The organism is Marinomonas sp. S3726 (assembly GCF_000967665.1).
Taxonomy (GTDB): Bacteria; Pseudomonadota; Gammaproteobacteria; order Pseudomonadales; family Marinomonadaceae; genus Marinomonas.
Genome location: NZ_JXYC01000001.1, coordinates 1 through 22660, shown reverse-complemented (window position 1 = coordinate 22660; position 22660 = coordinate 1). Strand labels below are relative to the sequence as shown.

Annotated in this window: 24 protein-coding genes and 1 pseudogene; 8 read left to right on the top strand and 17 right to left on the bottom strand. The window is 39.5% G+C overall.

What is annotated here, in order from left to right; translation table 11 throughout:
- The first annotated feature begins 172 nt into the window (after window positions 1–172).
- Window positions 173–352, top strand: coding sequence for a DUF6435 family protein (locus TW85_RS00130; protein ID WP_046015063.1), 180 nt, complete (start codon window positions 173–175; stop codon window positions 350–352).
- A gap of 112 nt (window positions 353–464) precedes the next feature.
- Here TW85_RS00130 and TW85_RS00125 read toward each other — a convergent pair whose 3' ends face one another.
- Entirely contained in the window at window positions 465–1073 is a 609-nt protein-coding gene (locus TW85_RS00125; RefSeq protein WP_046015052.1) for a short chain dehydrogenase, read from the bottom strand.
- A gap of 157 nt (window positions 1074–1230) precedes the next feature.
- On the opposite strand from TW85_RS00125, the gene TW85_RS00120 reads away from it, so the two are divergent.
- Window positions 1231–2130: a LysR family transcriptional regulator gene (locus TW85_RS00120; protein WP_046015051.1), complete on the top strand. Its 900-nt coding sequence runs from the start codon at window positions 1231–1233 to the stop codon at window positions 2128–2130.
- Here the strand turns inward: TW85_RS00120 and TW85_RS00115 are convergent, their stop codons facing one another.
- The 5 genes from TW85_RS00115 to TW85_RS00095 form a co-directional block, all read right to left on the bottom strand.
- Window positions 2131–2517, bottom strand: coding sequence for a DUF1761 domain-containing protein (locus TW85_RS00115; RefSeq protein WP_046015050.1), 387 nt, complete (start codon window positions 2515–2517; stop codon window positions 2131–2133).
- A 61-nt stretch (window positions 2518–2578) separates the two neighbouring features.
- On the bottom strand, window positions 2579–2998 hold the full coding sequence (locus TW85_RS00110; protein ID WP_046015049.1) for an SRPBCC domain-containing protein: 420 nt from the start codon (window positions 2996–2998) through the stop codon (window positions 2579–2581).
- 3 nt (window positions 2999–3001) lie between these two features.
- Window positions 3002–3334 (bottom strand): metalloregulator ArsR/SmtB family transcription factor, encoded by a 333-nt coding sequence (locus TW85_RS00105; RefSeq protein WP_238326144.1) that lies wholly within the window; start codon window positions 3332–3334, stop codon window positions 3002–3004.
- 268 nt (window positions 3335–3602) lie between these two features.
- The gene (locus TW85_RS00100; RefSeq protein ID WP_046015048.1) at window positions 3603–4187 is read right to left on the bottom strand and encodes an NAD(P)H-dependent oxidoreductase; all 585 of its coding nucleotides are present in this window, start codon (window positions 4185–4187) and stop codon (window positions 3603–3605) included.
- 175 nt (window positions 4188–4362) lie between these two features.
- Window positions 4363–5232 carry an RluA family pseudouridine synthase gene (locus TW85_RS00095; RefSeq protein WP_046015047.1) on the bottom strand — a complete coding sequence of 290 codons (870 nt, stop codon included), beginning with the start codon at window positions 5230–5232 and terminating at the stop codon, window positions 4363–4365.
- 442 nt (window positions 5233–5674) lie between these two features.
- Between TW85_RS00095 and TW85_RS00090 the strand changes: the two are divergent.
- The 3 genes and pseudogenes from TW85_RS00090 to TW85_RS00080 all read left to right on the top strand — a co-directional run bounded on the left by TW85_RS00090 (window position 5675) and on the right by TW85_RS00080 (window position 9597).
- Window positions 5675–7258: pseudogene (locus TW85_RS00090) on the top strand (BCCT family transporter).
- Window positions 7259–7344: 86 nt separating this feature from the next.
- Window positions 7345–8463, top strand: a complete 1119-nt coding sequence (locus TW85_RS00085) for a mandelate racemase/muconate lactonizing enzyme family protein (protein WP_046015046.1) — start codon at window positions 7345–7347, stop codon at window positions 8461–8463.
- 3 nt (window positions 8464–8466) lie between these two features.
- Window positions 8467–9597, top strand: coding sequence for a mandelate racemase/muconate lactonizing enzyme family protein (locus tag TW85_RS00080; RefSeq protein WP_046015045.1), 1131 nt, complete (start codon window positions 8467–8469; stop codon window positions 9595–9597).
- A 48-nt stretch (window positions 9598–9645) separates the two neighbouring features.
- Here TW85_RS00080 and TW85_RS00075 read toward each other — a convergent pair whose 3' ends face one another.
- Together TW85_RS00075 and TW85_RS00070 are read right to left on the bottom strand one after the other, a co-directional pair.
- On the bottom strand, window positions 9646–10290 hold the full coding sequence (locus tag TW85_RS00075; protein ID WP_046015044.1) for a GntR family transcriptional regulator: 645 nt from the start codon (window positions 10288–10290) through the stop codon (window positions 9646–9648).
- 130 nt (window positions 10291–10420) lie between these two features.
- Window positions 10421–10831, bottom strand: a complete 411-nt coding sequence (locus tag TW85_RS00070; protein ID WP_046015043.1) for a VF530 family DNA-binding protein — start codon at window positions 10829–10831, stop codon at window positions 10421–10423.
- A gap of 310 nt (window positions 10832–11141) precedes the next feature.
- On the opposite strand from TW85_RS00070, the gene TW85_RS00065 reads away from it, so the two are divergent.
- On the top strand, window positions 11142–12116 hold the full coding sequence (locus TW85_RS00065) for a DUF2860 family protein (RefSeq protein WP_046015042.1): 975 nt from the start codon (window positions 11142–11144) through the stop codon (window positions 12114–12116).
- A gap of 92 nt (window positions 12117–12208) precedes the next feature.
- Here the strand turns inward: TW85_RS00065 and TW85_RS00060 are convergent, their stop codons facing one another.
- Window positions 12209–13489, bottom strand: a complete 1281-nt coding sequence (locus TW85_RS00060) for a HAMP domain-containing sensor histidine kinase (protein ID WP_046015041.1) — start codon at window positions 13487–13489, stop codon at window positions 12209–12211.
- Entirely contained in the window at window positions 13486–14157 is a 672-nt protein-coding gene (locus TW85_RS00055; RefSeq protein ID WP_046015040.1) for a response regulator transcription factor, read from the bottom strand. Before TW85_RS00055 ends, TW85_RS00060 begins: the two co-directional genes overlap by 4 nt.
- 527 nt (window positions 14158–14684) lie before the next feature.
- On the opposite strand from TW85_RS00055, the gene TW85_RS00050 reads away from it, so the two are divergent.
- Complete coding sequence (locus TW85_RS00050) at window positions 14685–16295, top strand: ABC-F family ATPase (protein WP_046015039.1); 1611 nt, start codon at window positions 14685–14687, stop codon at window positions 16293–16295.
- A gap of 535 nt (window positions 16296–16830) precedes the next feature.
- Entirely contained in the window at window positions 16831–18477 is a 1647-nt protein-coding gene (locus TW85_RS00040; protein WP_046015037.1) for a methyl-accepting chemotaxis protein, read from the top strand.
- 137 nt (window positions 18478–18614) lie between these two features.
- Here TW85_RS00040 and TW85_RS00035 read toward each other — a convergent pair whose 3' ends face one another.
- From TW85_RS00035 to TW85_RS26410, 7 genes are all read right to left on the bottom strand, one after another.
- A complete protein-coding gene (locus TW85_RS00035; RefSeq protein ID WP_052701733.1) occupies window positions 18615–19340 on the bottom strand; it encodes a glycoside hydrolase family 25 protein in 726 nt (241 codons plus the stop codon).
- A 253-nt stretch (window positions 19341–19593) separates the two neighbouring features.
- A complete protein-coding gene (locus tag TW85_RS00030) occupies window positions 19594–20562 on the bottom strand; it encodes a glycosyl hydrolase family 18 protein (RefSeq protein WP_046015036.1) in 969 nt (322 codons plus the stop codon).
- A 158-nt stretch (window positions 20563–20720) separates the two neighbouring features.
- Window positions 20721–21263, bottom strand: a complete 543-nt coding sequence (locus TW85_RS00025; RefSeq protein WP_052701732.1) for a hypothetical protein — start codon at window positions 21261–21263, stop codon at window positions 20721–20723.
- A 185-nt stretch (window positions 21264–21448) separates the two neighbouring features.
- Window positions 21449–21781 (bottom strand): MerR family transcriptional regulator, encoded by a 333-nt coding sequence (locus TW85_RS00020; RefSeq protein ID WP_046015035.1) that lies wholly within the window; start codon window positions 21779–21781, stop codon window positions 21449–21451.
- Window positions 21782–21801: 20 nt separating this feature from the next.
- The gene (locus tag TW85_RS00015; RefSeq protein ID WP_046015034.1) at window positions 21802–22104 is read right to left on the bottom strand and encodes a DUF1330 domain-containing protein; all 303 of its coding nucleotides are present in this window, start codon (window positions 22102–22104) and stop codon (window positions 21802–21804) included.
- 32 nt (window positions 22105–22136) lie between these two features.
- The gene (locus TW85_RS00010; protein WP_046015033.1) at window positions 22137–22349 is read right to left on the bottom strand and encodes a hypothetical protein; all 213 of its coding nucleotides are present in this window, start codon (window positions 22347–22349) and stop codon (window positions 22137–22139) included.
- A 125-nt stretch (window positions 22350–22474) separates the two neighbouring features.
- Window positions 22475–22660: hypothetical protein (locus TW85_RS26410; protein WP_046015032.1), on the bottom strand; the 186-nt coding region annotated here is incomplete at its 5' end.

Below are 22660 nucleotides of genomic sequence, written 5' to 3'. Positions count from 1 at the left end.
GTTGCTTAGTAACATTGAGCAATAAAGCCTGTTAGCTTCCACAACATGCAGGCCAACAACGTGCAGATAAGATCATTTCACACTTGTTTTAATTATTTGACCAATAAGAGAACCAAAACAGGTTAGCGAACGTATTAATGGAACAAGATTAATTCACATGAAGGCTATTAATATGTTCTCACTCTTTAAACGTGACCCGCTGAAAAAGCTAAATAAAGACTATGACAACAAACTAGAAGAAGCCTTTTTAGCCCAAAGGAATGGGGATATAAGGGCTTATGCAAACTTAACGAATGAAGCTGAAATGATAAAAAAAGAAATTGAAATGATAGAAACTTCAACCCAAAAATAATAGATGGCTTTGCTCAAGCTCACATACTTCAGGCTCTTCTAACACTTTTAACAGCAACCAGCTGCCTAGGTTAATAAGCAGCTGGTTGTTAAACTCGATTGTTCAATCAAGCTTATGCATCAACGTAAAGTACTTCACCTGTAATAAAGCTATCTACGGATCGTTCAAAAGCTTTGCCAACTAGGCTGCTAGGAACAGGTTCGAAACCAGGCATCATTTCGCCATATACATCCCATGCTTCTGTTAATACAGTTGGGTTAACCACATTGATACGGATGTTGTTAGCAAGCTCATAGGCAACACATTTAACAAAGGTATCTATCGCACCACTGGTTGTGGCATCTGCGATGGCATAGGGAATAGGCCTTACATTGAGAATGCCGCTTATTAGGGTAAAGGAGCCCCCTTCTGCAATATAATTTTGTCCTATTCTAACGAGGTTAATTTGCCCCATCATTTTACTCATCATAGTTGTCATCCATTGTGACTCTGTCATTTCAGTAAACTCAGCATATTCACAATGCCCTACTGTATTAACAACCGCATCAAAGTGCCCAACCTTTTGGTAGAGTGCCTTGATTGATTCTTCACTGGTGATATCTACTTGGTAATCAACATCCACTCCAGAGCGGCTTGCAGTTACGACATCATGCTTACCAAGACCCATCATGGCAGCTTGACCCATTTTCCCATTTGCACCAATTAAAATAACGCGTTTCATTTGTTGACCTCATTCATTTCTAAAGTTGCGACTCATGTCAGTTCGATGGAGGTCATCTTAAAAAAAGCTAAAAACAATTTGAAACAGAAGTCATTTGTTTCTATTACAAATATTTTTGGTAATGTATATTAAGCCTACTTAATAAAGGGTGGGAATAATGAGTAAACTGGATCGCTTAGACATAAAGCAACTACGTATCTTTCAGGCTCTTATGCGAGAGAAAAATGCGTCAAAAGTAGCGGATCAAATAGGCCTGACACAGCAAGCCGTCAGCGAGCAGTTAAAGAAGCTTAGAGACGTATTCGAAGATAGGCTTTTTATCCGTAAAGCTAATGGCTTTATTGCAACACCCTTTGCAGAGAGTTTATCGATAAAGGTGGATTCCATTTTAACTGAGTTTCAGGGTTTAGTTAGCCAAACCCATTTTGACCCTAAGACGTGTCATGATACTTTTGTCATCGCAGCGACAGACTATGCTCAACAAATCGTGCTACCCGAATTAATTTCTCAATTAAGGACTTTAGCCCCTCATTTAAAATTAATTATCCGCGACTTTGAAATAGATAAACTCAATGAATTGATGGAAAAAGGTAAGGTTAATCTTGCCATCGCCTTTCCCGATTTTATACCTGAGACATACCCGCTTATCACTTTATATGAAGAGCAGCATGTGTGTGTTACTTCTCCAAATTCGAGCATTCTTAAGCAAGAAGCGAGTCTTAAAAGCATTGCTGCTTTCCCAAACATTATTGCATCCCCTTCTCGACCGAATTTTAAAGGCTCCATTGATGATTGGTTTAAAGGCTTTGGATTAACTCGTAACGTGATGATCTCTGCGCCGTGTTTTTCAGTCGTCCCTATGTATTTGAAGAGTTGTGATTCAATTGCATTTTTACCCGCTAAAGCGATAGAAGACTTAGACCTAGTGACTATCCCTTTAGATAAGTCACCAGATAGCTTTGATGTAATTGCCGCTTGGCACCCGAGATACAATGATGATGCTTTATTAAACTGGATAACATCCTTGTTAAAACAGCAATATTTAGCAGGCTTTTAATCAGAAAACACCTTGGCACACTATCATGATAAGGGTCATAGTGAAGATATAGCCTGCTTCTACCAAGATGGCATATTTGCTTTTTTGACAGAACAAACCGCTAGCTGCTTGCAAGCAAATAAAGGCGAACATGATGAGTAAAATAGTCAATAAGGCATTAGACACAGCCGTTATACCAACTAACCATGCCAGCATAAAGGTTCCACTGGCTTGAAGCACCATACTTAAAGGCGCGGGCTTGGTGTCTTCACTCATTTCGACACCCACTCCAAGCGCCCATTTTTTGCCAAAAAGCTTGGGACTATACCAGAGCCAGCCCAATAAGAAGGATAGGAAAAAGCCAACTACCACAGCTAACCAGTTTATCCCTTGAGTTAACTCACCCATGATATTCTCCTAAATGTTATGCGACTTAGATTGTGTCATGTAAAAGCTCGCGGCTTCATTTTTATGACAAAGCACGAGGTAAATTTGCCAAGCAGCCCAACCAACCTTCATTGTGTTTATCGCAGTACTCTTGCTCTTGAAACTCAGTATGAATCAGTTCTAGTTTAGATTTGTTATCAGTAAGGGCAGTAAATAGCACAGTTACCGTAGTGGTATGAGGGCTTGATTCCCATTGCCAACTGAATACCAATTTTTCTGGTTTAGCAATTTCCCTATATTCACCTCCTACGATAAATTGCTCCCCTTCTTGGTTTTGCATCACAAACCGATAAGCGCCACCGACTTTAAAGTCCACACTCGCTTCTGGTACCGTCATGTTACCCGGCGCAAACCATTGGCTGATTACCTCTGGGGTTGTCCAAGCATTAAACAAGGTTTCAACTGAAGCATTAAATTCCTGTGAGATTGTTAAGCTATACATTGTTTACTCCTCTGGGGTTTCAATTAAGTTGGCAAGTTTGTCCATGCGGTTATGCCAAAAATTTCGATAAATACTGATCCAATCCAAGGCTCCTGTTAGTTGCTCAGGTACTAAAGACAGATAATGCGTTCGCCCTTCCACACGCCTTTGAACTATCTTGGCCTTCTCTAGCATTTTGATGTGTTTAGAAACGGCTTGAAGAGAGACATCAAATTCTGCGGCTATGTCTGACACTGGCATTTCGCCTGATGTCAGCATATGCACTATCTTGCGTCGACTGACATCGGCAAGTGCCATAAAAACTAAATCTAACGGGTCACTTTTCAAATTTGGCAAAGGGTCTATCTCATTTAATATTTTGTTGCTGCTTTTTGCATTTGATTGATTGCTCAAGAATAGAAGCAAACGTTAAAAGAAGTATAAGCTTAAATATTTTATATTCAACCAAAAGGTTGAATATAAAATCCATCAATTAGAAATGTGTATAAACATCATTAAGTTAACTTGAAAAATATTGCTTAGATAAGGCTGGATGTAATAGAAAAAAGAAAGATAAAGGCGTAGGTCAGCTCTTAAGTTAACCTACGACTTTAAAGAAATGAGTTTAGATAAGTTTCTTTCCTAGATCGCTAACTTGCGCCAGCCATTTCGCTTTCTGAGAATCATCAGACATGATAACAGAACCAAATAAACTCGTTCTCACCGGCGATACACCACAAAACTCCAGTGTATATTTGTTTAATTGTCCTAAAACAGGCGCGGCTTGATCCTCTACAAACTCCTCAGGCATATCCATGGTTAATAGAATACGAGCCGTTTTACCCTTCATGAGTTGCACAGGATTTGGGTCATCCCCTTCAAATTTAAAGGTCACACCTGGGATAAATGCTCTATCGATAAGGCCTTTCATTTTCGCAGGAAGTCCACCCCACCAAGTGGAAGACACAATGACAATATGGTCAGCCCACATAAGTGACTCTTGAAACTCAACTAAACAAGGCTCTAATGGCTGAATTTCATCATATCCTTGCTCTAGACTTGGATTAAACACCATATCCGCTAAGTTGAAACGGCGTACCTGAGCAATTTCCCTTGCTTCAATTTCATAGGTATCGGCAAGCGAGTGACTTAAACTTTTTTGCTTTTGTGAGGGTTTTGGATTGCCATTTAAAATCAGAACATTTGACATAGTTAGCGTCTCTTATTGAATGAAAAATAAGAGTGTAAAGTCTTCCCCTAGGGGGAGAGTCAAGGGTTAGAAGAGAGTATTTGAAAATCTAAAAAAGAGCTCTATGCCCGAAAACTATTTAAAGAGCTATTTAAAGTTCCATTTAAAGTGCTCTTCAAATTGCTATTAAGAAGCACTATGTGAGTTTAGCCGCAACTGCCTTGAGGTTAGGTCTTAGTGTTTCATCAAGTTTAAAGGAGCGCGCCTCGCCTGTTAATGGGCAGGTGAAATCTAGCGTCACGGCACACAGTTGTAGATTTAGATCATCAGCATATTGTTGGCTTTTATCGCCATGAAGCCTATCAGCCACAACAGGCAAGCCAATGCCAGCGGCATGTAATCTAATCTGATGTTTTCTACCTGAATCAATTTTTACATCGATAAGAGAAAGGTTTGCATCTCTATCATGTTCTAAACAATTAAAGGTACTTTTAGCACTTTTTCCATCAACTTCTTGTGTAATAACTTCTGGTTGATCATGCTCACTGTGATTGCCATGAACAATAATTTGATAATGCTTTTCTAATGCGTGCTGCTCAAACATGCCTGATAATGCACGAGCTGCCGCTTTTGTATGGGCGATAATAATTAAACCTGTCGCCGCTCTATCAAGCCTGTGTACGATAAAAACAGGTCTTTCTGGCGTTAGATGCGTTTGAGCCCAGCGACTAATGGTGGTGTGATCACTCCACTTTGAACCTTGGGATAACATGCCATAGGGCTTGTACCAAACACTATAGCTTTCTAAATCAGCCACCAACTTAGCTTCAGGCACGATTTGATCTAACACTTTAGGGTTATAGTAAAAGTGTAATTCTTCGCCGGCTTTTAATGCTTTCTTAACGCGTCTTAAACGCTGCACCTGCTTACCACGCCCTATCCATAAAGCCCCTTTAGCAATAGCGTTTTTAATTTCAGTAGCTGATAAATCACAGTTTTCACTGAGCAAAGACAGAATGCTTGATTCTGTATTATCGACTTTGATATGACGTTCGAAAGCTTCCAACTTATCTAATTCCTAATAGAGATGTATAAGTAAACAGGGGGAAAATGCGGGCGCATCTTAACATCAAAGACAATGAAAAACATGCTTAGAATTGCTGCTAATATGCCTAGGGCTTAACATTTAATTCTACCTAAACTACGTGTCTTACTATCCCTTTCTAATGCAATTACAGCCCTAAACTAACTCAAAAGTCACTATTTTTAGTTAATTTCGTCACTTCAATTCTCGCGAAAAAACCACCCTACTTTCAAATAAATTCATGTTTTATTAGCCGTTTTGCTTATTTAAAAGGGTTAATTGCTACCTAAAATCCAATCGAATTGTAGATTGTCCTACAATTAACACTGTGATATTGTGCGCCAAATCACTTCGATTCAAATAAAAAGATTAGGGGTGACACTGCTTTTTCTTAAACGTTTCTAACAATAAAAAAGGTATTTAAATGAGAGTTCGTACTGATTGGATAACCTTCAGCACAACCTTGGTTGTGTTACTGGGTATGTGTATTCCCCTAATTTTTATGCAAGAAGAGGCCAGTCGTTTTATTAACGCTGCCTTCTCACTTATGACATCACACTTTGGTGTTCTGTATCTTTGGGGCGGTATTGGCGCGGTTGGCTTGCTACTTTGGTTAGCAATGAGTCGTTTCGGCCAAGTAAAGTTAGGCAGATCTGACGAAGCCCAAGAGTTTACTAACTTTAGCTGGGCTGGCATGTTGTTTTGCGCAGGTATTGGTTCTGGCATTCTCTATTGGGGCGCGATCGAATGGGCCTACTATCTTCAATCCCCTCCTCTTGGAATAGAAGCGGGAACCAGTTAAGCGGCTGAATGGGCTGCTACTTATGGCATGTTCCATTGGGGAATCACCGCATGGGCTTTTTATGGTGTTCCTGCCATCCCTCTTGCCTATCTTTATCATGTACGTAAGCAACCTGAGTTAAAACTAAGTGCCGCTTGTGAAGGTGTTATTGGTAAACATGCCCATGGTCCTTTAGGTAAAGTCATAGACATACTCTTTATGTTTGGCCTACTTGGTGGTGTTGGTACGAGTTTAGGTTTAGGTACACCTATGGTTGCTGCTGGCTTGAGTGAAATTTTCGGGATTAAAAACAGCTTTGGGCTCAGTGTTTTTGTCATGTTGCTTTGTACTGCTATTTTCGCTGTCAGCGCTTATTCAGGCCTTAAAAAGGGTATCAAGGTACTCAGTGATATTAATGTCTGGTTAGCCATTGCCCTACTGGCTTTCATTCTAATCGTTGGCCCAACTCTCTTTATCATTAAAACCACAACTAACGGCTTGGGCTTGATGTTTCAGAACTTCATACAGATGAATTTCTGGACAGATCCTATCTCAAATTCTGGTTTCCCTGAGAGTTGGACAATCTTTTACTGGGCTTGGTGGATAGCTTATGGTCCATTTATGGGCTTATTTGTCGCTAAAATCTCTCGTGGACGCACCATCAGACAAGTCATTGTCGGCATGCTCGTTTTTGGAAGTTTAGGATGCTGGGCTTATTTTGGCGTACTAGGTAACTATGCCATGTTCCTTGAATTAAATGACCTCCTTTCTGTTACCAGTCTGCTTAACAATGAAGGGGCTCCGACAGCTATCATAGCAATTATAAAGTCATTACCTCTTTCTACCTTGGTTCTACCATTATTCTGTGTATTAGCCTTGATCTTTTTGGCAACTCAATTTGATTCAGCGGCTTACATAATGGCAGCCGTTGCCAGTGTTGAACTTAAAGAAGAGCAACACCCTGCTCGCTGGCATCGTATGTTTTGGGCATTTGCACTTGCGGCTTTACCTTTAAGCCTGATGTTTGCTGGTGGATTAAAAGCATTGCAGACCGCAGCAATTACCCTTGCATTACCTCAATTGTTTATCACGGCGATCATGGCAGTGTCATTGCTTCGCTGGCTACATCAAGATGAGAAAGCAAGCCTAAAGCTCGCGGCCAAACCTCAAGAGAATAAGAGTCATCTTGATCACCTTGGAGATATAGACCCTGTAATCTCCAAATAAAGCCGCTATTTTCATTTACCTTAACTCAACAAGTAGCGCTCAAATTCACTTGTTGAGTTATCGCTTTTACATAGTAGAAAACATTCATGAAAGATATTGTCATTGAACGCGCAGAAGTATTTACGCTAGGCCCAGATGTTACTCGTTTCAGATTGGCAGGAGATATGGGTGAAGTTTATGAAACCCTCACTCTCGTCAGATTACACTCCTCATGTGGATTAGAAGGCATAGCGGGTGTAACGACTTATTCAGAGCATTGTTTTGATGAAGCCTTAGGTTTGGCGATTAAGCCCCTTTTACCTGAAGTTCTCGGTAAGAATGTCAATCAACCTGAAATAATATTCAAACATTTAATGAGCCGCTATAACAGCATGGCCCCCAAGCCACAGTCTGCAATTGATATCGCCTTGTGGGATCTCAAGGCTAAGGCTGAAGGCAAACCACTTTATCAAGTTCTTGGCGGTAACCGGGATTCAATTCGCTCTTATGCGAGCACACCTTTCTTTGATACTAATGCTGAATATATAAACTTTGTAAGTGAGTTATTGACGTTAGGTTTTAATACGGTTAAGTTCCATACTTGGTGTGAACTTGATAAAGACCTTGCACTTCTTGATGAAATTGAAAAGGCCTTTGGAAACCAGATCGATTTTATGATCGATCTTGAAGAAAGATACGACCTAGAAGATGCTAAAATCATTGCCAAACGATTAGAAGATATGAATTGTATTTGGCTAGAAGCACCGCTTTTAGACACAGATATAAAAGGCTATTCAATATTACGCGAAAATACGAGTGTCCCCATTTTACCTGCAGGTAATACCTTGCTGACACCAGGCTTAATGCAACAAGCAATAGAACAAAACGCTTGGGATGCGCTAAGGACAGACGTCACTTATGCCGGGGGGTTTAGTGGCTGTCGCCCTATTGCTGAACTCGCTAACGGTAATCAGCTTCCCCTCGAATTACAATCTTGGGGTTATACACTCACTCAAGCTGCAAATTTGCACATGATGCTTTCAATTCAAAATTCAGTCTATTTTGAGCAAGCCATGCCCTATGCCAGTCACGAAGCCCTATGCAATACACCAATACGAACAGAAGCTGGAATAGTTAAAGCATCAGAAAAACCAGGTTTAGGCGTAGAAATGAATTGGGACAAAATGAAATCACAAACACTTTGGCATTATGAGATTGGAGCTTAATCCATGCAAATAACAGATATCGAAGTGATAGAGTTACGAGTTCCACATCATAGGGAGCTTGACCTTGATCCAACTAACAATGGCTGCCTTATCAAAGTACATACTGATATCGGGATATCTGGTATTTCAGAGGTCGACAGCTTGCCCTCTGTTATTAAAGCGATTATTGATGCGCCACCGAGAATAAAAACACTCATGGGCCTTAAGTCGATTCTTATTGGCGAAGATCCAAGAAACATTCAGCATTTATGGCAAAAAATGTATCACCACACCAGCTATTGTGGCCGTCGCGGTATCGTCATGCACGCAATTAGTGGCGTAGATATCGCCCTTTGGGATTTACTGGGCAAGATAGAAAATAAATCCGTGGCAGAGCTATTGGGCCAGCCTAAGCGATCAAAACTAGCGGCCTATACGACTGTTTACCCACTTGGTAGAAACTTAGATGAATTACATAAAGGGCTGGATCTTGCGCTTAAATACCCTGTAAAAGCACTCAAATTAGCGATCGACCCTTTTTGGCGTGATGAACCTGAATTAGCAATAAAGTTACTTAAAGGCGCTAGATCCTATGTGGGTGATGAAATTGAACTCATGCTTGATGCAACTGCATCCTTTAACCATCATTCTCAATTTGATCCACTCGTTGACGCACTTAAAACAACCGGCATTACTTGGTTAGAAGCCCCTTTTCCCCTAGACCAAATTGATCAATACAACGCCGTTCAAAGACTTGGCATTCCTGTTGGAGCCGGAGATACAGGCCTGACAGCACCAGAAGAATGGCGACCTTATTTTTCAGAGGGAAATATCGATATAGCCCAGCCCGATATTAGTTGGGTTGGAGGTTTTACAGGGTTATTAGAGGTGGCTAAGCTGGCAAAACAATATGGTTGTCGTCTTATTCCTCACGGTTGGAATACTGACCTCACCCTAGCTGCTAATCTGCATTTTCTATCAGTGCAGGATGCGAGTGAATATGCAGAGTTTTCGACTTCAAGCTCACCTTTGCGTTGGCTACTTGCTAAGAATGGCCCCAAAATTGATCAAGATGGCATGATCAAAGTACCTAATGGTGTCGGTCTAGGGATAGAACTCGATAACGACATTATTGAGACTTACCGAATCAATTAAACATTAGATGCCGATATTGAAAAAGTCAGCATGGAAGAAGAGTTAACATCAAAAGTCTAACTCTTCTTCAAACCCTGTAATGTTTTTTACGGCTTCTGCTTCCGCTCTAGTTCCTTCTCCATTGCAAATGGCATCGACTAAATCTTGATGGCTAACACCAACTTGCTTTGGGTCAAAAACACGGTTTGCAGCAGTAATATAAACAAGAAATTGATTTTCAATGAGACGATATTGATGTGCGAGGCGCTTATGATTGGAAAGCTCTACGATTGTCTTATGTAGTTTCAAATCAGCATAGGTAATGGCTTTGAGATCATCCCCTTCACACAGATTAAGAAGATCCTGATAAGCTGATGTTAGCTTTTCTACCCCATTTTCATCTATGTTTTCAGCGGCTAATTTTGCAGCCATTCCTTCAAAGGTTGATCTTAGGGTATAGAGCTCCCAAATATCTTGTGATTCTAACTTAGTCACAGACCAGCCCGCATAGGGGACCTGAGTGACAAGCCCTTCATTCCCTAAGCTATGTAAAGCAGTACGTATTGTCCCCCGAGAAAGATCGTATTCTTTCGCCAGAGTCGTTTCTACTAAGCGGGTACCAGGTGTTAAGTCACCATTAATAATATCTTGTCGCAATAGATCAGCGGCCTGATCATCTAAACTACGCTTATTGATTACTAACGATTTTTTCATGTATAAAGCGTATCCATTTGTACAATTGACCGACAATTATACATAAGATTTGCGCCAATCAAAGTAAGTCTTTAGTCACTTAACAATGACACTTTGTAAGATATTATCAGGCAATCTAGATCAGATTTGATTATCTCTTACTGCGTTTGTAGTCCTGTACGCGGCCGCGCTTCTTCTTAGCCGCATAATTGGCTGCGGCTGTGGCTCGCATTTCTTCAACTAGCTCCACAGTAAGGGGTAAAGGCTCTTTTGGTAGTACACCGTCAGCAAAGCCGCGTTCTCTGGGCTTTAGCTCATATTGATAAGCACTTGCTTTTGGCATTCGCTTAAATTTATAGAGGTAAAAATTTTCTACTTTTTCGCTGGCCCATTCTGTCTTCTTTAAGAATTTATGACAGGATTCAATGCTCGGGTTGTGGTAAAAACAATCTAGACGCAAAGCCGCATCTAAAACATCCCAGCCATAAAAGTCCACCAGCTCGGTTATCATGGTTTTCAATTTGAGGCCATGTAATGGGTTGTTTTGTTGTTCTTCAATCATGTGTGTTCCAATTACCAAAAAAGTTATTAAGACGATTGAGCCTTTCTTAAGTAAAACCTGACTTAAATAGAAGCATTCATCTTATGTAGTTGGCTATTGTAACAAGTATCTTTTCCTTAATCTGACATTAACTCAATTATTTATAAATATCTGAAAAACAGCTATTTTATAAGGCTTTTATGCATATCAGTCACCATCTTAATTTTGTCAGTATTCACCCAACTTTTTGTCAATTATCAACTTTCTAATTCACCCCTAATTCACCCTTGAGCCATCAAACTCTGGTTTAAAACTAACCTAAAGGTGAAAAATGAAAAACTATCTTATCCCCCTAGTCTGTCTCCCCCTTACTAGCCTCGCTTATGCAGGCCCAGGTGATGACCCGTTTGAGCAGCAAGGCTTCAGTGGCTCTGTTAGCCTTTTTGCTGGATTTAGCAGTGGCAAAAGCAACCTTGATACCGAAACTAAAACCAAGACAGGCAGCTTAAATACCGAAGGCAGCTCTGAGTCTGATGCGTTAGTTTTGCCATTAGGCGAAGTGAGCTACACCTTTGGAACACAAAAAGTATTCTTAGGGATGGGCGAGTCTGATGCGGTTGATGCAGCATTAGAGCTTGGTTATGGCTTTCAATTGGCTGACCAGTCTGCATTGATGTTTTCTTATTTATTACCCGTTCTTGATGGTGAAGCTTGGGCAGACCCTTACCTAGTAAACACAGCACGAACTGAAACGGATGTCACAACCAATGGCTACCGCCTGCAATACCTAAACATGCTTAACATTGGCATAGATGCAGACCTTGTCTACTACGAAACAGATGTTGATAACGAACTCTCTGGCTCTACTTACTCAACAAGCGCACAATCACTATTAAAGCGTGATGGTGATGGTATTTATGCCAGCCTTTCAACTGGCCTACCTATTAGCCAAACCACTTTTCTTATGCCATCTATCCATCTTGATCAGTTTTCGGCAGATGGTGATGCTATGTCTTACACAGCTTATGGATTTGGCTTAATGTTATTAAACAAGTTTGGCGAACATGCTGTGTCTTTAGGGTATGACTACTCTAGTGCTGAGTATGACAAAACTAACCCTATTTTTAATCAAACCCAAGAAGATACCAGTTCTAGCATTAGCCTTGGCTATAGCAAAGAAAACCTAATGGGTAACCAGAATTTAGAACTAAGAGTGATGGTTAGCTATGATGAAGTCGATTCGAATATCGATTTCTATAATGAAAGTGGTTACATGATTGGCGTTGGCACAAGCTACGCATTTTAATCCGGTTACTTATCAAGCAGGTTACTGAGATTGAAATTAGTAGAGGGTGACCTTCCCCACACCCTCTTACTATTTTTATATTGATAAAGAGTCTAAGGAAGATAAAGTGTTGCTAACACGCCCTTCTCTTGGAAATGAATACCAAGTTTCCAATCAAGCTTTTTACAAATTCGCTGGGTAAGCTCTAAACCCAAGCCAAAACCATCTACCGATGGCTCATCAACTTTATCCGTATCATAGTTTTCAATAAGGATACGATTATCTTTAAAGCTAATTTTTATCCAGCCATTGTGAGTATATTGGAAGGCATTTCTAATCAAGTTATTGAGCACTATCATCAAGGGAGATAAAGGCACAAGCTGGCTATCTACTTCGTCAAACTCGGTAATTACCTGTACATCTTCACCTTGAATCAAATATTTCTGCTCTTCAATAAGCTGAGTAAGTAAATGAGGAAAATCAACCCATGATTCTGTTGGTTTACACTCACTTTGCCTTGCTAACCAAAGCAAGGTTTCTGTAATCAACTGCATGTTCGCACTCGCCCTTTCTAAACGCATTAAGGGTCTTTTAGCGGGGTCGCTAACTTCAATTTTTTCGAAAATTTCTAAATTGGCTTTAATAATAGCAATTGGCGTTCTTAACTCATGGCTAGCGTGAGCCAAAAAACGCTTCTCTTGATCTATCAATCTAGCGTTATTTTTAAGTGAGCTCACCAAGCAATCTGCCACACGATTGAATTCATTAAACTTAAAATTAGGTATGTCTTTTTCGACAAAGTTATTGGATGTCTCTTCCGCCCATGACACAAGATGAGAGGTTTTTTTACCAATAATATTGCTGTAGTACCAAAGGGCTAAAATCGTCAGAATTAAATAGGAGAAAACGACGCTTAATACAAAGCTTATCTGACTCACTTGCAGTGCATCAAAATCATCCCCAACTAGTGCGAAATCATAAATTGCCACCACATAAAGCTGCCGCCCATCATGCAGCTTGTTCGTGTAAACCACATAGATTGGCTCATAATCATCGCTTTCTAATAAAAGCTCGTTAACAAATACCGCCTCAAACTCACCGTCATTTAATTTAAAGCCATCAAATACTTGAATGTTTTCCACCCAAATGTCAGGCAGCTCATCAAAGTAAAAACTAATAACATAACTATTTTTGAAAGGTGTACTTGTATCTTTCTCATATTCCCTGGCGTATCCGTTATATTCTGAGATAAGCCTCAACTTGGCTGATTTCTCAAGGCCCGAACCGAACGATTCATCCATAAACCAAGCGAAAGCGATAACACTGATAAAAATAATACTGAGAAAAAAATAGCTAATTCTATTTTTTAAAGGAGAGCTTTTGCTGAATTTCATTTACCACCTTTAATACGAAAGCCATGGCCAGCCACAGTTTCTATAATTTTTACCGCATGGCCCTTATCAATTTTTTGTCTTAGTTGATAAAACTGCACTTTAAGGTTGTTACTCTCTGGTGTTTCATCTGGCCATAGGGTCTCTTCAATTTCTTTACGGCTGACTATCTCTGGTCTTTTCCTTAATAGGAGTTCAAGCAGTTTTAAATTGATTCGAGTAAGATTAATCGCTTCACCGGCACGCGTAACCTGACTTGCTTCTAAGTCATATTCTAAATCTTCAACAAAGAGTTTTCGTGACTGGCTACTTTTGCGTTTCGCTAAGGCTTTAATCCGCATGGCAAGCTCTTTCATTGCAAAAGGCTTAACCAAATAATCATCTGTACCCGCTTCAAAACCTGCTTCTTTATCATCTAGGGTATCTTTGGCAGTTAACATGAGAATAGGTGTATCTTTACCTTCACTACGTAAATTATGACAAACGGTTAAGCCATTAATTCGAGGCAAATTAATATCTAAAAGGATCACATCATAATTTTTTTGTTTGGCAAGGTTTAAACCCGTTTCGCCATTATAAGCATGGTCACAATGGATTTTTTCAAAACTAAGATAATCGGCGACGGATAAAGCAAGATCTTTGTCATCTTCTACCAAAAGAACATCTATCATAAAGTTTAAACTAGCCTCCTAGACTGGCCTTTGATGGTGCACTCTTTCTTTAATTTAAGGCAAAGAATGCAATGTTTTCTAATTAACCTAGCCTTGGATACGCGCCATTCATCCTAGATATCACTCAGGACTGCTCCAAACATTAGCATCTTATAATATTAAAAGCAGAGCAAAAACCATAATACTGGGCTATCTAGGTAATAAAACTGGGAGCTACACGCAAACCAAAAAAATTCTGAAAATGCCATAAAACCGACTGAAACCAGCATAAACAGGCAAAATATCACCGTCTCTTTTGCGCTTATCAAACGTTTTAACATACACACCTCAATGCAATTTCTTTATTTATAACGGGCGCTGAGTGAATTGATGGTGAATTGAAAGCAAAAATATAATGAAACTATCAATATAAAGAACAAGATATTTACCTTAAAGCCTGTATAATTCGCGGCTCATTTTCTTATTAGTAAGCCTATTTGCCTTAATGCAGCCATGGCTTTAACCGCTTTTTCAGCTGGAATATTCCCTTGATATCTACCGCAAACATCACAATGCAATTTGGCCCTGAGCCTCTTTTTGAAAACATTTCTGCCAAGTTTGGCAACGGCAATCGTTATGGGTTAATTGGCGCAAATGGCTGCGGTAAATCTACCTTTATGAAGATATTAAGTGGCGAACTCACGCCAACGTCGGGGAATGTGTCAATCACACCGGGTCAGAAACTGGGTACTTTGAGCCAGGATCAATTTGCATTTGAGCAATACAGCGTAATCGATACTGTTATCATGGGTGACGCTCAGCTCTGGCAAATCAAACAAGAAAGGGAACGCATCTATTCACTACCAGAAATGAGTGAAGAAGACGGCATGAAAGTAGGTGAATTAGAAAGTGAGTTTGCTGAATTAGATGGTTATACCGCTGAAAGCCGCGCAGGTGAAATACTCATCGAGGCAGGTATAGAAGAAGAGTTTCACTTCGGTTCTATGCAACAAGTTGCTCCGGGTCGAAAACTAAGGGTGTTACTTGCCCAGGCCCTTTTCTCAAACCCTGATATTTTATTGTTGGATGAACCGACTAACAACTTAGACATCCATACTATTAACTGGTTAGGCAAAGAGCTTAATAAACGTAAATGCACCATGATTATCATTTCTCATGATAGGCACTTCTTAAACACTGTCTGCACCCACATGGCCGATATAGATTATGGTGAGCTGCGTATTTATCCTGGCAATTACGAATATTACCTTGAGGCCTCTGCATTAATACAAGAGCAGTTACTGGCAGGTAATGCGAAGAAAAGCGCTGAAATTGAAGAGCTACAAGGCTTTGTTAACCGTTTTGGAGCCAATGCTTCTAAAGCAAAACAAGCGAGCTCTCGTGCCAAAAAGCTAGATAAAATAAAGTTAGATGAGGTTAAGTCGTCTAGCCGTATGACACCGTCATTAAGCTTTGAGGAAGGTAAAAAAATGCACCGCCAAGCGCTGATTCTAGAAGAGTTAGGTCATGGCTTTGATGGAGAAACCTTATTTAAAGGCGGAGACCTCATTCTTGAAGCAGGGGCTAAACTTGCCGTCATTGGTGAAAACGGTGTCGGTAAATCAACACTACTTCGCTGCTTAGTCAATGAACTTGAGCATAATGAAGGGGTTATCAAGTGGTCAGAAAATGCCTCTATTGGCTATTGCCCACAAGATAGTAGCGCAGATTTTGATAACGACTTAAATCTCTTTGATTGGATGTCACAGTGGCGCACCATCAAGCACAATGACCTTATGGTTCGTGGCTTATTAGGTCGTTTACTCTTTACAGATGATGATATCAACAAAAAAGCGCGTAATTGCTCAGGTGGGGAAAAGAACCGTCTTTTGTTTGGTAAATTAATGATGATGGACATCAATGTCATGATTATGGATGAGCCAACAAACCATATGGATATAGAAGCTATTGATGCTCTAAACAATGCCCTTAAAGACTACCAAGGCACATTGATATTCGTAAGCCATGATAGAGAATTTGTCTCTTCTCTTGCGACTCGAATTATTGATGTACAAGATCAAAAACTCATAAACTTCCACGGAACATTTGATGAGTACATGGCGAATAAAGAATTAGAAGAAGCCAAAAAAGTCGCATAACAGAATAGGAAACCTTCCTATTATTTATAAGAAAGCTTATTTATTAAAGTAAGCTTTCTTTAAACATTGCTTTTTCTAAAAATACGGTTCATATATACATATAGAATATCAGACATAATTAATTCAAATATCTAAAAAGAGCTTCTAAAAGAAAAAAGTAATTCAATTCCATGCTTTTCTTAAATAACCCTCCCCTTTCAACTCATAATTTATTTTAACGGCTTTCTTTTCTGGTTCAGAGAATGTGGAGTTTTCACCTATGCAAACAAACTTTACACTGACAAAAACCTTATAATAAGCAGAATTTATACATAAATTTAATTCATATATTTCAATGACTTGCATAGTTATAAAATTGTTTTTATGACGTTACTTTGACTATTAGGTATTAATATAAGTTAACGAAGGTTACATATTTCATCTTGAATCAAGGGTCTTAGATTTTAATATTCCTCAAACATTAGAAGAATCTTAACTAGATACATCTAACGTAAAAGATAATTAAAACCTATCCAGAAGACCCCTAGGAAAGATTATGAATTTCAACAGCCTTCGATTAATTTCGATTAAAGCACGTCTTATTGGATTGCTTACCTGCGTGTTTCTAAGCATTCTATTAATTCTATTTTTAGCTCTAAAATCCAACAAAGAAGGCATGCAGCATGAAAGGTTTTTAAAGACTCAAAATGTTGTTGAAGTTGCCCATGATGTGATTAAACATTTTCACGGCTTAGCTGAATCAGGAGAGCTATCAAAAGAAGAGGCCCAAAAATTAGCAAAAAGTACCATCCACGATATGCGCTACAGTGGTGTTGAGTACTTCTTCATGCAAGATTATTCAGTCTCCATCATAATGCACCCTATTGTGCCTGACTTAATTGGCAAGAATTTATCAGAAACCACAGATGCCAATGGCAAGCGTATCTTCTTTGATATTGGCCAAATCGTCAAAACACAAGGTGAAGGCTTTATTGAATATGTTTGGCCTAAACCAGGAAGCGATGAGGCCGTCCCTAAAGTTGCCTATGTTAAAGGTTTTGACAGCTGGGGATGGATTGTAGGCTCTGGCGTTTATTTAGATGACCTTGATGCTCAATTTTATGATGCCGCTAAATTCTTTGTTTTGGTTTGTCTGGTACTCGTTATTGCAACGCTAATCCTGTCTTACTTCATCTTAAAATCTATTGTGTCTCCGTTAACTCAGATCGAAAACACCATGATAGGTATCGCAGATGGAGATGGAGATTTAACCATAAGCTTACCAGAGGATGGCAATGATCAAATCACCTCTATCGCAAGAGCTTACAACCGTTTCACCAAACGCCTATCAGAAACACTCACCCATGCAACTAGCCTATTTGTGAAAGTAGATGATAAAAGCTGTGACCTTAAACAGAGTGCTCAAAACGCATTAAGCGTTGCTGAAGAAAGAGCAAAGGTTTTCCAAGATATTAGCGACATGATAGGACAAATTAAAGAAACGGAAACCGATGTTAAACAGCACACTTCTGCCTCTTTATCGCTTGCTAATGACGCAAAAGGTAAAGCTCAGGAAAGCCGTAGCTCAATCGAAAGTACCATGAAAACCACTCAGCAGTTATCTGATGAATTGGAAATAAGCGTGAAGTCTGTTGTGCAACTTGAAAGCGAATCGCAAAACATTGGCGCGGTACTTGATGTTATTAGCGGTATTGCCGAACAAACAAACTTGCTCGCCCTAAACGCCGCAATCGAGGCTGCACGTGCAGGTGAGCATGGTCGAGGGTTTGCTGTGGTCGCTGATGAAGTACGTGGACTAGCAAGTAGAACGCAGTCTTCAACCGAAGAAATCCAAGCCATGATAAATAAGCTGCAACAAGGCGCAAGTGAAGCAGAATCACGTATAACTTCAGGCCATGAGAAGTTTAAGCTGGCTGCGGATGAGATCTCGTCAACGGCTGAAGCTTTGTACAGCATTATTACGTCTGTCGATGATATTTCAAAAGCTGGCGATTTGATTTCTACCTCGGTCGCATCTCAAAGCCATTCTATCGAGCAATTAAGTGATATGAATGAAAGAGTTGCCTCTCTATCACAAACCGCCACGTCTCAGAACCAGTCTAACATGCACCATTGTGAAGATTTAGTGAGCTTTGCGGACAAGGCGAAAGAAGTTATTTCAACATTCAAATTGAATAAATAATGACTCTCACACTTTGAGTGAAATCCCAGAGCCATAAAAAATAAAGGAGATAAAGCCAAGCTTTACCTCCTTTATTTTTGTCTTAAAGGTAACGACAGAACGAATACTTTTAACTTCTTGCTTTCTCTTCTGACCTTTTACTTTGAAAGTACTGTGCTCTTAATAAATGCCTTTAGGGCTTTCTTATCCCCCTGAAATTTATCTTGATCAATATCCCCTTCAATACCTGAAATACTTCCAGAGTCCGTGTATTGCCATATTTGCCAGCCTGAAGCTTGCCAAGGTTTAGGCAACTCCCCCACTTCATTGCTATAGTCAGCAATCCAAAGGGGATAAGCGCTTAAGCTTTCATCAGTGAGATAAGTTTGTGCAAAATTCAAATCAGAATAAATCATAGGACGACGTTGAGTTGCTTTTTCAACCTCATCTAACCAAGTCAGCAAACCTTGAACAATTGTTTTTGCATCAAGCCCATTCGAGACTTCGATATCAATAATTGGCGGTAAGTCACTTTCTTGTAACCCCTTAACTGTATTTAAATAGTTTTGAGCTTGTTGTTTTGCACTCTCATTCGGATAAAAATAATGATAAGCCCCTCTAATCATCTCCCGTTCTTTCATGCCATTCCAATTCGCACTAAAGTCTGGATCAATAAAGCCTGTGCCTCCGGTTGCTTTTGCTATCGAGAAGTCATACTCAGATCGATTAATATTATTCCATTGAATTGTTCCTTGATAATGGGACACATCAAAACCTCTAGCAACATCAGAACCTGGCAACGATGGTCTAAAATTTAGCCAAGAAACAACAATTAGAGCGACTAAGGCGAATATATTTAAAGCAATTAAGTGATGCGTTTTCATACCATTCTCATTCAAAAATTGAAGACTCAATGTATGAATAATGAGATAACAAAACTTGTAGAAATATGGGGAAAATACGGAATTAAAAACTTAAAGGACCTGTAATTTAGTTGCTCTCATCATCATTAATTTAGGTGCTTTTATCTAAACACTAAAACAAGAGATATTAACTTCAGTTTCCTTAATTTAAAGGGCCGCTCTTGGAATAAGCATGGCCCTTTTCAAACTTTTCAGTATCTAAGCTTTACTCTTATCAAGAAACCTTATTGGCTTCTTGCTCTGTATTTAAAGCAATAATATGAGTAGCTACATTTTTAGCGAAGTTTCCTGGCGGGCGACTAAAGTAAGCATCATTACTGATACTCCAAGTCATGAGGCCACCAAATGCAGCCTTATCAATGCCATAATCCCCTCGCTTAATTTCTTGAACATTTTGAACAAGAGTATCAGCCGTTTCGTTTGCTGGGGTGTCAGGGTTCCAACAATTAGAATGCTCATTCGCTGAAGCTTCATCACAAGGAACACCAATCACAATGCGGCTTTGCGGATGAATATTGCCTCGTTTTTGTAACGCATCATAAGCTGCGCGTACAATGTTAGCTGAAGTCTCTGATACTAAGTCGCCATTTGCAGGGTCAGAATAAACGTAATCCATTCCAGAGTTGTAGGCTTGCACATTTATAGCATCAAAAATCACCCCATCAAGCCCTAAAACAGGCGCCCATGAAGGCCCTCCATTCGCAGTGTTTAGGCTCGGTGTCTCATTTGTACCAGCCAAAATAGGCGCACAAGTTAAAAAGCCAGAAATGTTATCGAGTGATTTTCGTAATAACCTTGATAAGCCTAAAATATCATTGATGGGTAAACCTGCTTGTTCAATATCAAGGTCTATACCTTCTAGCTCAAGCTCGTGAATACTCGCCATTAAATTATTTACCGTCTTATCGACAGCATTTGGCCCTATTTCTGCGGTACCTATCTCTCCACCAATGGATAGTAGATTAATAGTGCCTGGCGCTTGCAACTGTTTAAGTCTCACCACTTCATTGATAAAGTCTTGGTAAGGAGGCGTTGTCGGTATGCTTCCATCAGCATTTGCAAAGCAAAAAATAACGACATTGTATGCCTTCATTTGCTCTGGCGTGATATCACTTACTGCACCTATTGCAGCACAATCTATATAACCTACCATGGCTGTTTCTGGCCATACTTTACTTGGCATATTTTTCTCCTTGATTAGATTCATCCACCTTTTATGATGCAAGTAAACTATAGCGCTAAATTAAGACTAACTTATGAAGGCTTCCTTACTGGTAATTACATAGCCAACACTAAGAAAGCACTAGGCCTTCCTAATGTTGCTTTACTCGTCAATTCTTATTACAAACCTTTTGTAAACTGACTCTGTTTAAAAGCTTCTTGCTTATCCGTTTTCGCCGACTTTTTATGCGCCTTAGATTCAGCCTTATGGGATACCTTAGAGCCTTTTTTAGTGGCTGATTGAGCTTTCTTAGCCATTTTATTTAAGGCCTCAGATTTAACTTCAACTAGCTCAAAGCTCTCCCAAGCATCTAAGTTATCTCGGTTTGAAATAAGCGCCTTGTTACCTGCTTGTTCAGCGCAAACATGCTTACCATTACAGATAGCTTTTATACCTTTTTTATTCCCTTTATTGACCCACTCAAAGGTTTCCCAATTCCCGATTTTGTCTCGATTGGCAATCAGTGCTTTGCGCCCTTTGTTTTCAGCACAAACATACTTACCATTGCAGGCCTTTAAAGCAAACCGCTTGTCATTAACAGGCACCAAGGTAAAGGTTTCCCAGCCGCCAATTTTATCTCGATTCGCAATCAGCTCAGACTTACCTGCATTTTCAGCACAAACGAATTTTCCATTACATGCTTTTAAAGCAATTTTTTTCATAAGATATTTCCTCTTTGGTTTTTTCGTGAACACAAAGTGCCATGAAAGATCCCGCTAACAGCATGGTTAATAAAAAAGTAAAACGGGTTCAGGAGGAATATATTTGATTAGAAAAATTGGAAATAGGGATAATAGAGTAAGTTGATTCATCCGCTAGATGAGAATGAATCAGCGTTATTTTAGCGTTAAATTTCGCTGATGCAGCTTTCAACCAAGAGTATACGTTCATCAATTAACTTTCGTTCCGCGATGAGCTTTGTCTTAACCTCTTGCAAAAAAAGTTTGATACGATGCCAATCGACTCCATTTTCGTTATAGACGATTACATTTTTCAAGCTCGCAAGTGTGACGCCTAAACGTTTTGATTCAGCAATCAAGTTTAGGATTTCAATATCGGCTTTAGAGTAAATACGATAGCGGCCTGAGCGAGCAGGCACTCTAATCAAGCCTTTTTCTTCGTATAAACGAATTGCTTTAACACTTAACCCCGTTAATTTTGATGCTTCACCGATATACATTGAGTGCAGGCCCTTTTACATCATGCTTGATCATAAGCGGCTAAAATATGCACACTCGCTACAGACTTATCAAAATAGTTATTTTTAACCAGTAAATACGCTGGATCATTAAAGAAACCCTCTTTATTTTCTGCCGAAGGAAAATTTAAGGTAAAAACACGATTAACCTCTTCATTTTGCTCTGCTTTTAATACATCTGAGACCTTAAAGTCATAACAGAATCGACCACCATATTGGTTTAATATTGGCGCCATTGCATCCCGATAAGACTGATAAACCTCGTCATTAGAGACATTTAAAGCAACTAATATTTCGTGTGACATCTAACTACTCCAAGTTCATTTTTTAATCAGGGCTAATTTTCGACTTCAAGCTCAATATGCGTACATGCTTTCTTACATTGGATATAAGCCTGTCCCTCTTTGTTTTTAGGGACTAAAAAAAGAGGTTGTTTGCATACTTCACAGGCAACACTTTTGCCAGCCAATACTTTTTTTATCAGGTTTTTCTGTTTATGGAAGGAATTACTGGTTTCTTTATTTACAGGGGAAAAATCTATTTTACTCATAAGGCTGTTTTCTTCATGTCAGCTAATAATGACTAGCTTGTCTCACGGCTAAAATAACAACAATTAGCACTCACTAGTGTGACTAAGGAACCTGCGATTAAGTCACCTCTTCTCAGTCTGCTCTTCTAAGGTATATAAGAAAAAGTATCACACAAGGCGTTACTTTGACGTAATGTAGGTACCTTTCGAGAAGTGACAACACAGGGTGTTACTTTTTCTGAAATGCCGTTTAGGTATTCTTCAAAGACCCAAAGGGCGTGTTCTAAAAGCCCTATATCTATGTTGAGGAGCTTATCAATAGAATAACTATT

Excerpts from the sequence above, each read along its gene's own strand:
- TW85_RS00065 (WP_046015042.1), top strand. The coding sequence starts at position 11,142 with ATGAAAAACTATCTTATCCCCCTAGTCTGTCTCCCCCTTACTAGCCTC.
- TW85_RS00060 (WP_046015041.1), bottom strand. The coding sequence starts at position 13,489 with ATGAAATTCAGCAAAAGCTCTCCTTTAAAAAATAGAATTAGCTATTTT.
- TW85_RS00055 (WP_046015040.1), bottom strand. The coding sequence starts at position 14,157 with ATGATAGATGTTCTTTTGGTAGAAGATGACAAAGATCTTGCTTTATCC.
- TW85_RS00115 (WP_046015050.1), bottom strand. The coding sequence starts at position 2,517 with ATGGGTGAGTTAACTCAAGGGATAAACTGGTTAGCTGTGGTAGTTGGC.
- TW85_RS00120 (WP_046015051.1), top strand. The coding sequence starts at position 1,231 with ATGAGTAAACTGGATCGCTTAGACATAAAGCAACTACGTATCTTTCAG.
- TW85_RS00030 (WP_046015036.1), bottom strand. The coding sequence starts at position 20,562 with ATGCCAAGTAAAGTATGGCCAGAAACAGCCATGGTAGGTTATATAGAT.
- TW85_RS00080 (WP_046015045.1), top strand. The coding sequence starts at position 8,467 with ATGCAAATAACAGATATCGAAGTGATAGAGTTACGAGTTCCACATCAT.
- TW85_RS00100 (WP_046015048.1), bottom strand. The coding sequence starts at position 4,187 with ATGTCAAATGTTCTGATTTTAAATGGCAATCCAAAACCCTCACAAAAG.
- TW85_RS00130 (WP_046015063.1), top strand. The coding sequence starts at position 173 with ATGTTCTCACTCTTTAAACGTGACCCGCTGAAAAAGCTAAATAAAGAC.
- TW85_RS00020 (WP_046015035.1), bottom strand. The coding sequence starts at position 21,781 with ATGTATATCGGTGAAGCATCAAAATTAACGGGGTTAAGTGTTAAAGCA.
- TW85_RS00075 (WP_046015044.1), bottom strand. The coding sequence starts at position 10,290 with ATGAAAAAATCGTTAGTAATCAATAAGCGTAGTTTAGATGATCAGGCC.
- TW85_RS00015 (WP_046015034.1), bottom strand. The coding sequence starts at position 22,104 with ATGTCACACGAAATATTAGTTGCTTTAAATGTCTCTAATGACGAGGTT.
- TW85_RS00010 (WP_046015033.1), bottom strand. The coding sequence starts at position 22,349 with ATGAGTAAAATAGATTTTTCCCCTGTAAATAAAGAAACCAGTAATTCC.
- TW85_RS00035 (WP_052701733.1), bottom strand. The coding sequence starts at position 19,340 with ATGAAAACGCATCACTTAATTGCTTTAAATATATTCGCCTTAGTCGCT.
- TW85_RS00040 (WP_046015037.1), top strand. The coding sequence starts at position 16,831 with ATGAATTTCAACAGCCTTCGATTAATTTCGATTAAAGCACGTCTTATT.
- TW85_RS00110 (WP_046015049.1), bottom strand. The coding sequence starts at position 2,998 with ATGTATAGCTTAACAATCTCACAGGAATTTAATGCTTCAGTTGAAACC.
- TW85_RS00025 (WP_052701732.1), bottom strand. The coding sequence starts at position 21,263 with ATGAAAAAAATTGCTTTAAAAGCATGTAATGGAAAATTCGTTTGTGCT.
- TW85_RS00125 (WP_046015052.1), bottom strand. The coding sequence starts at position 1,073 with ATGAAACGCGTTATTTTAATTGGTGCAAATGGGAAAATGGGTCAAGCT.
- TW85_RS00085 (WP_046015046.1), top strand. The coding sequence starts at position 7,345 with ATGAAAGATATTGTCATTGAACGCGCAGAAGTATTTACGCTAGGCCCA.
- TW85_RS00070 (WP_046015043.1), bottom strand. The coding sequence starts at position 10,831 with ATGATTGAAGAACAACAAAACAACCCATTACATGGCCTCAAATTGAAA.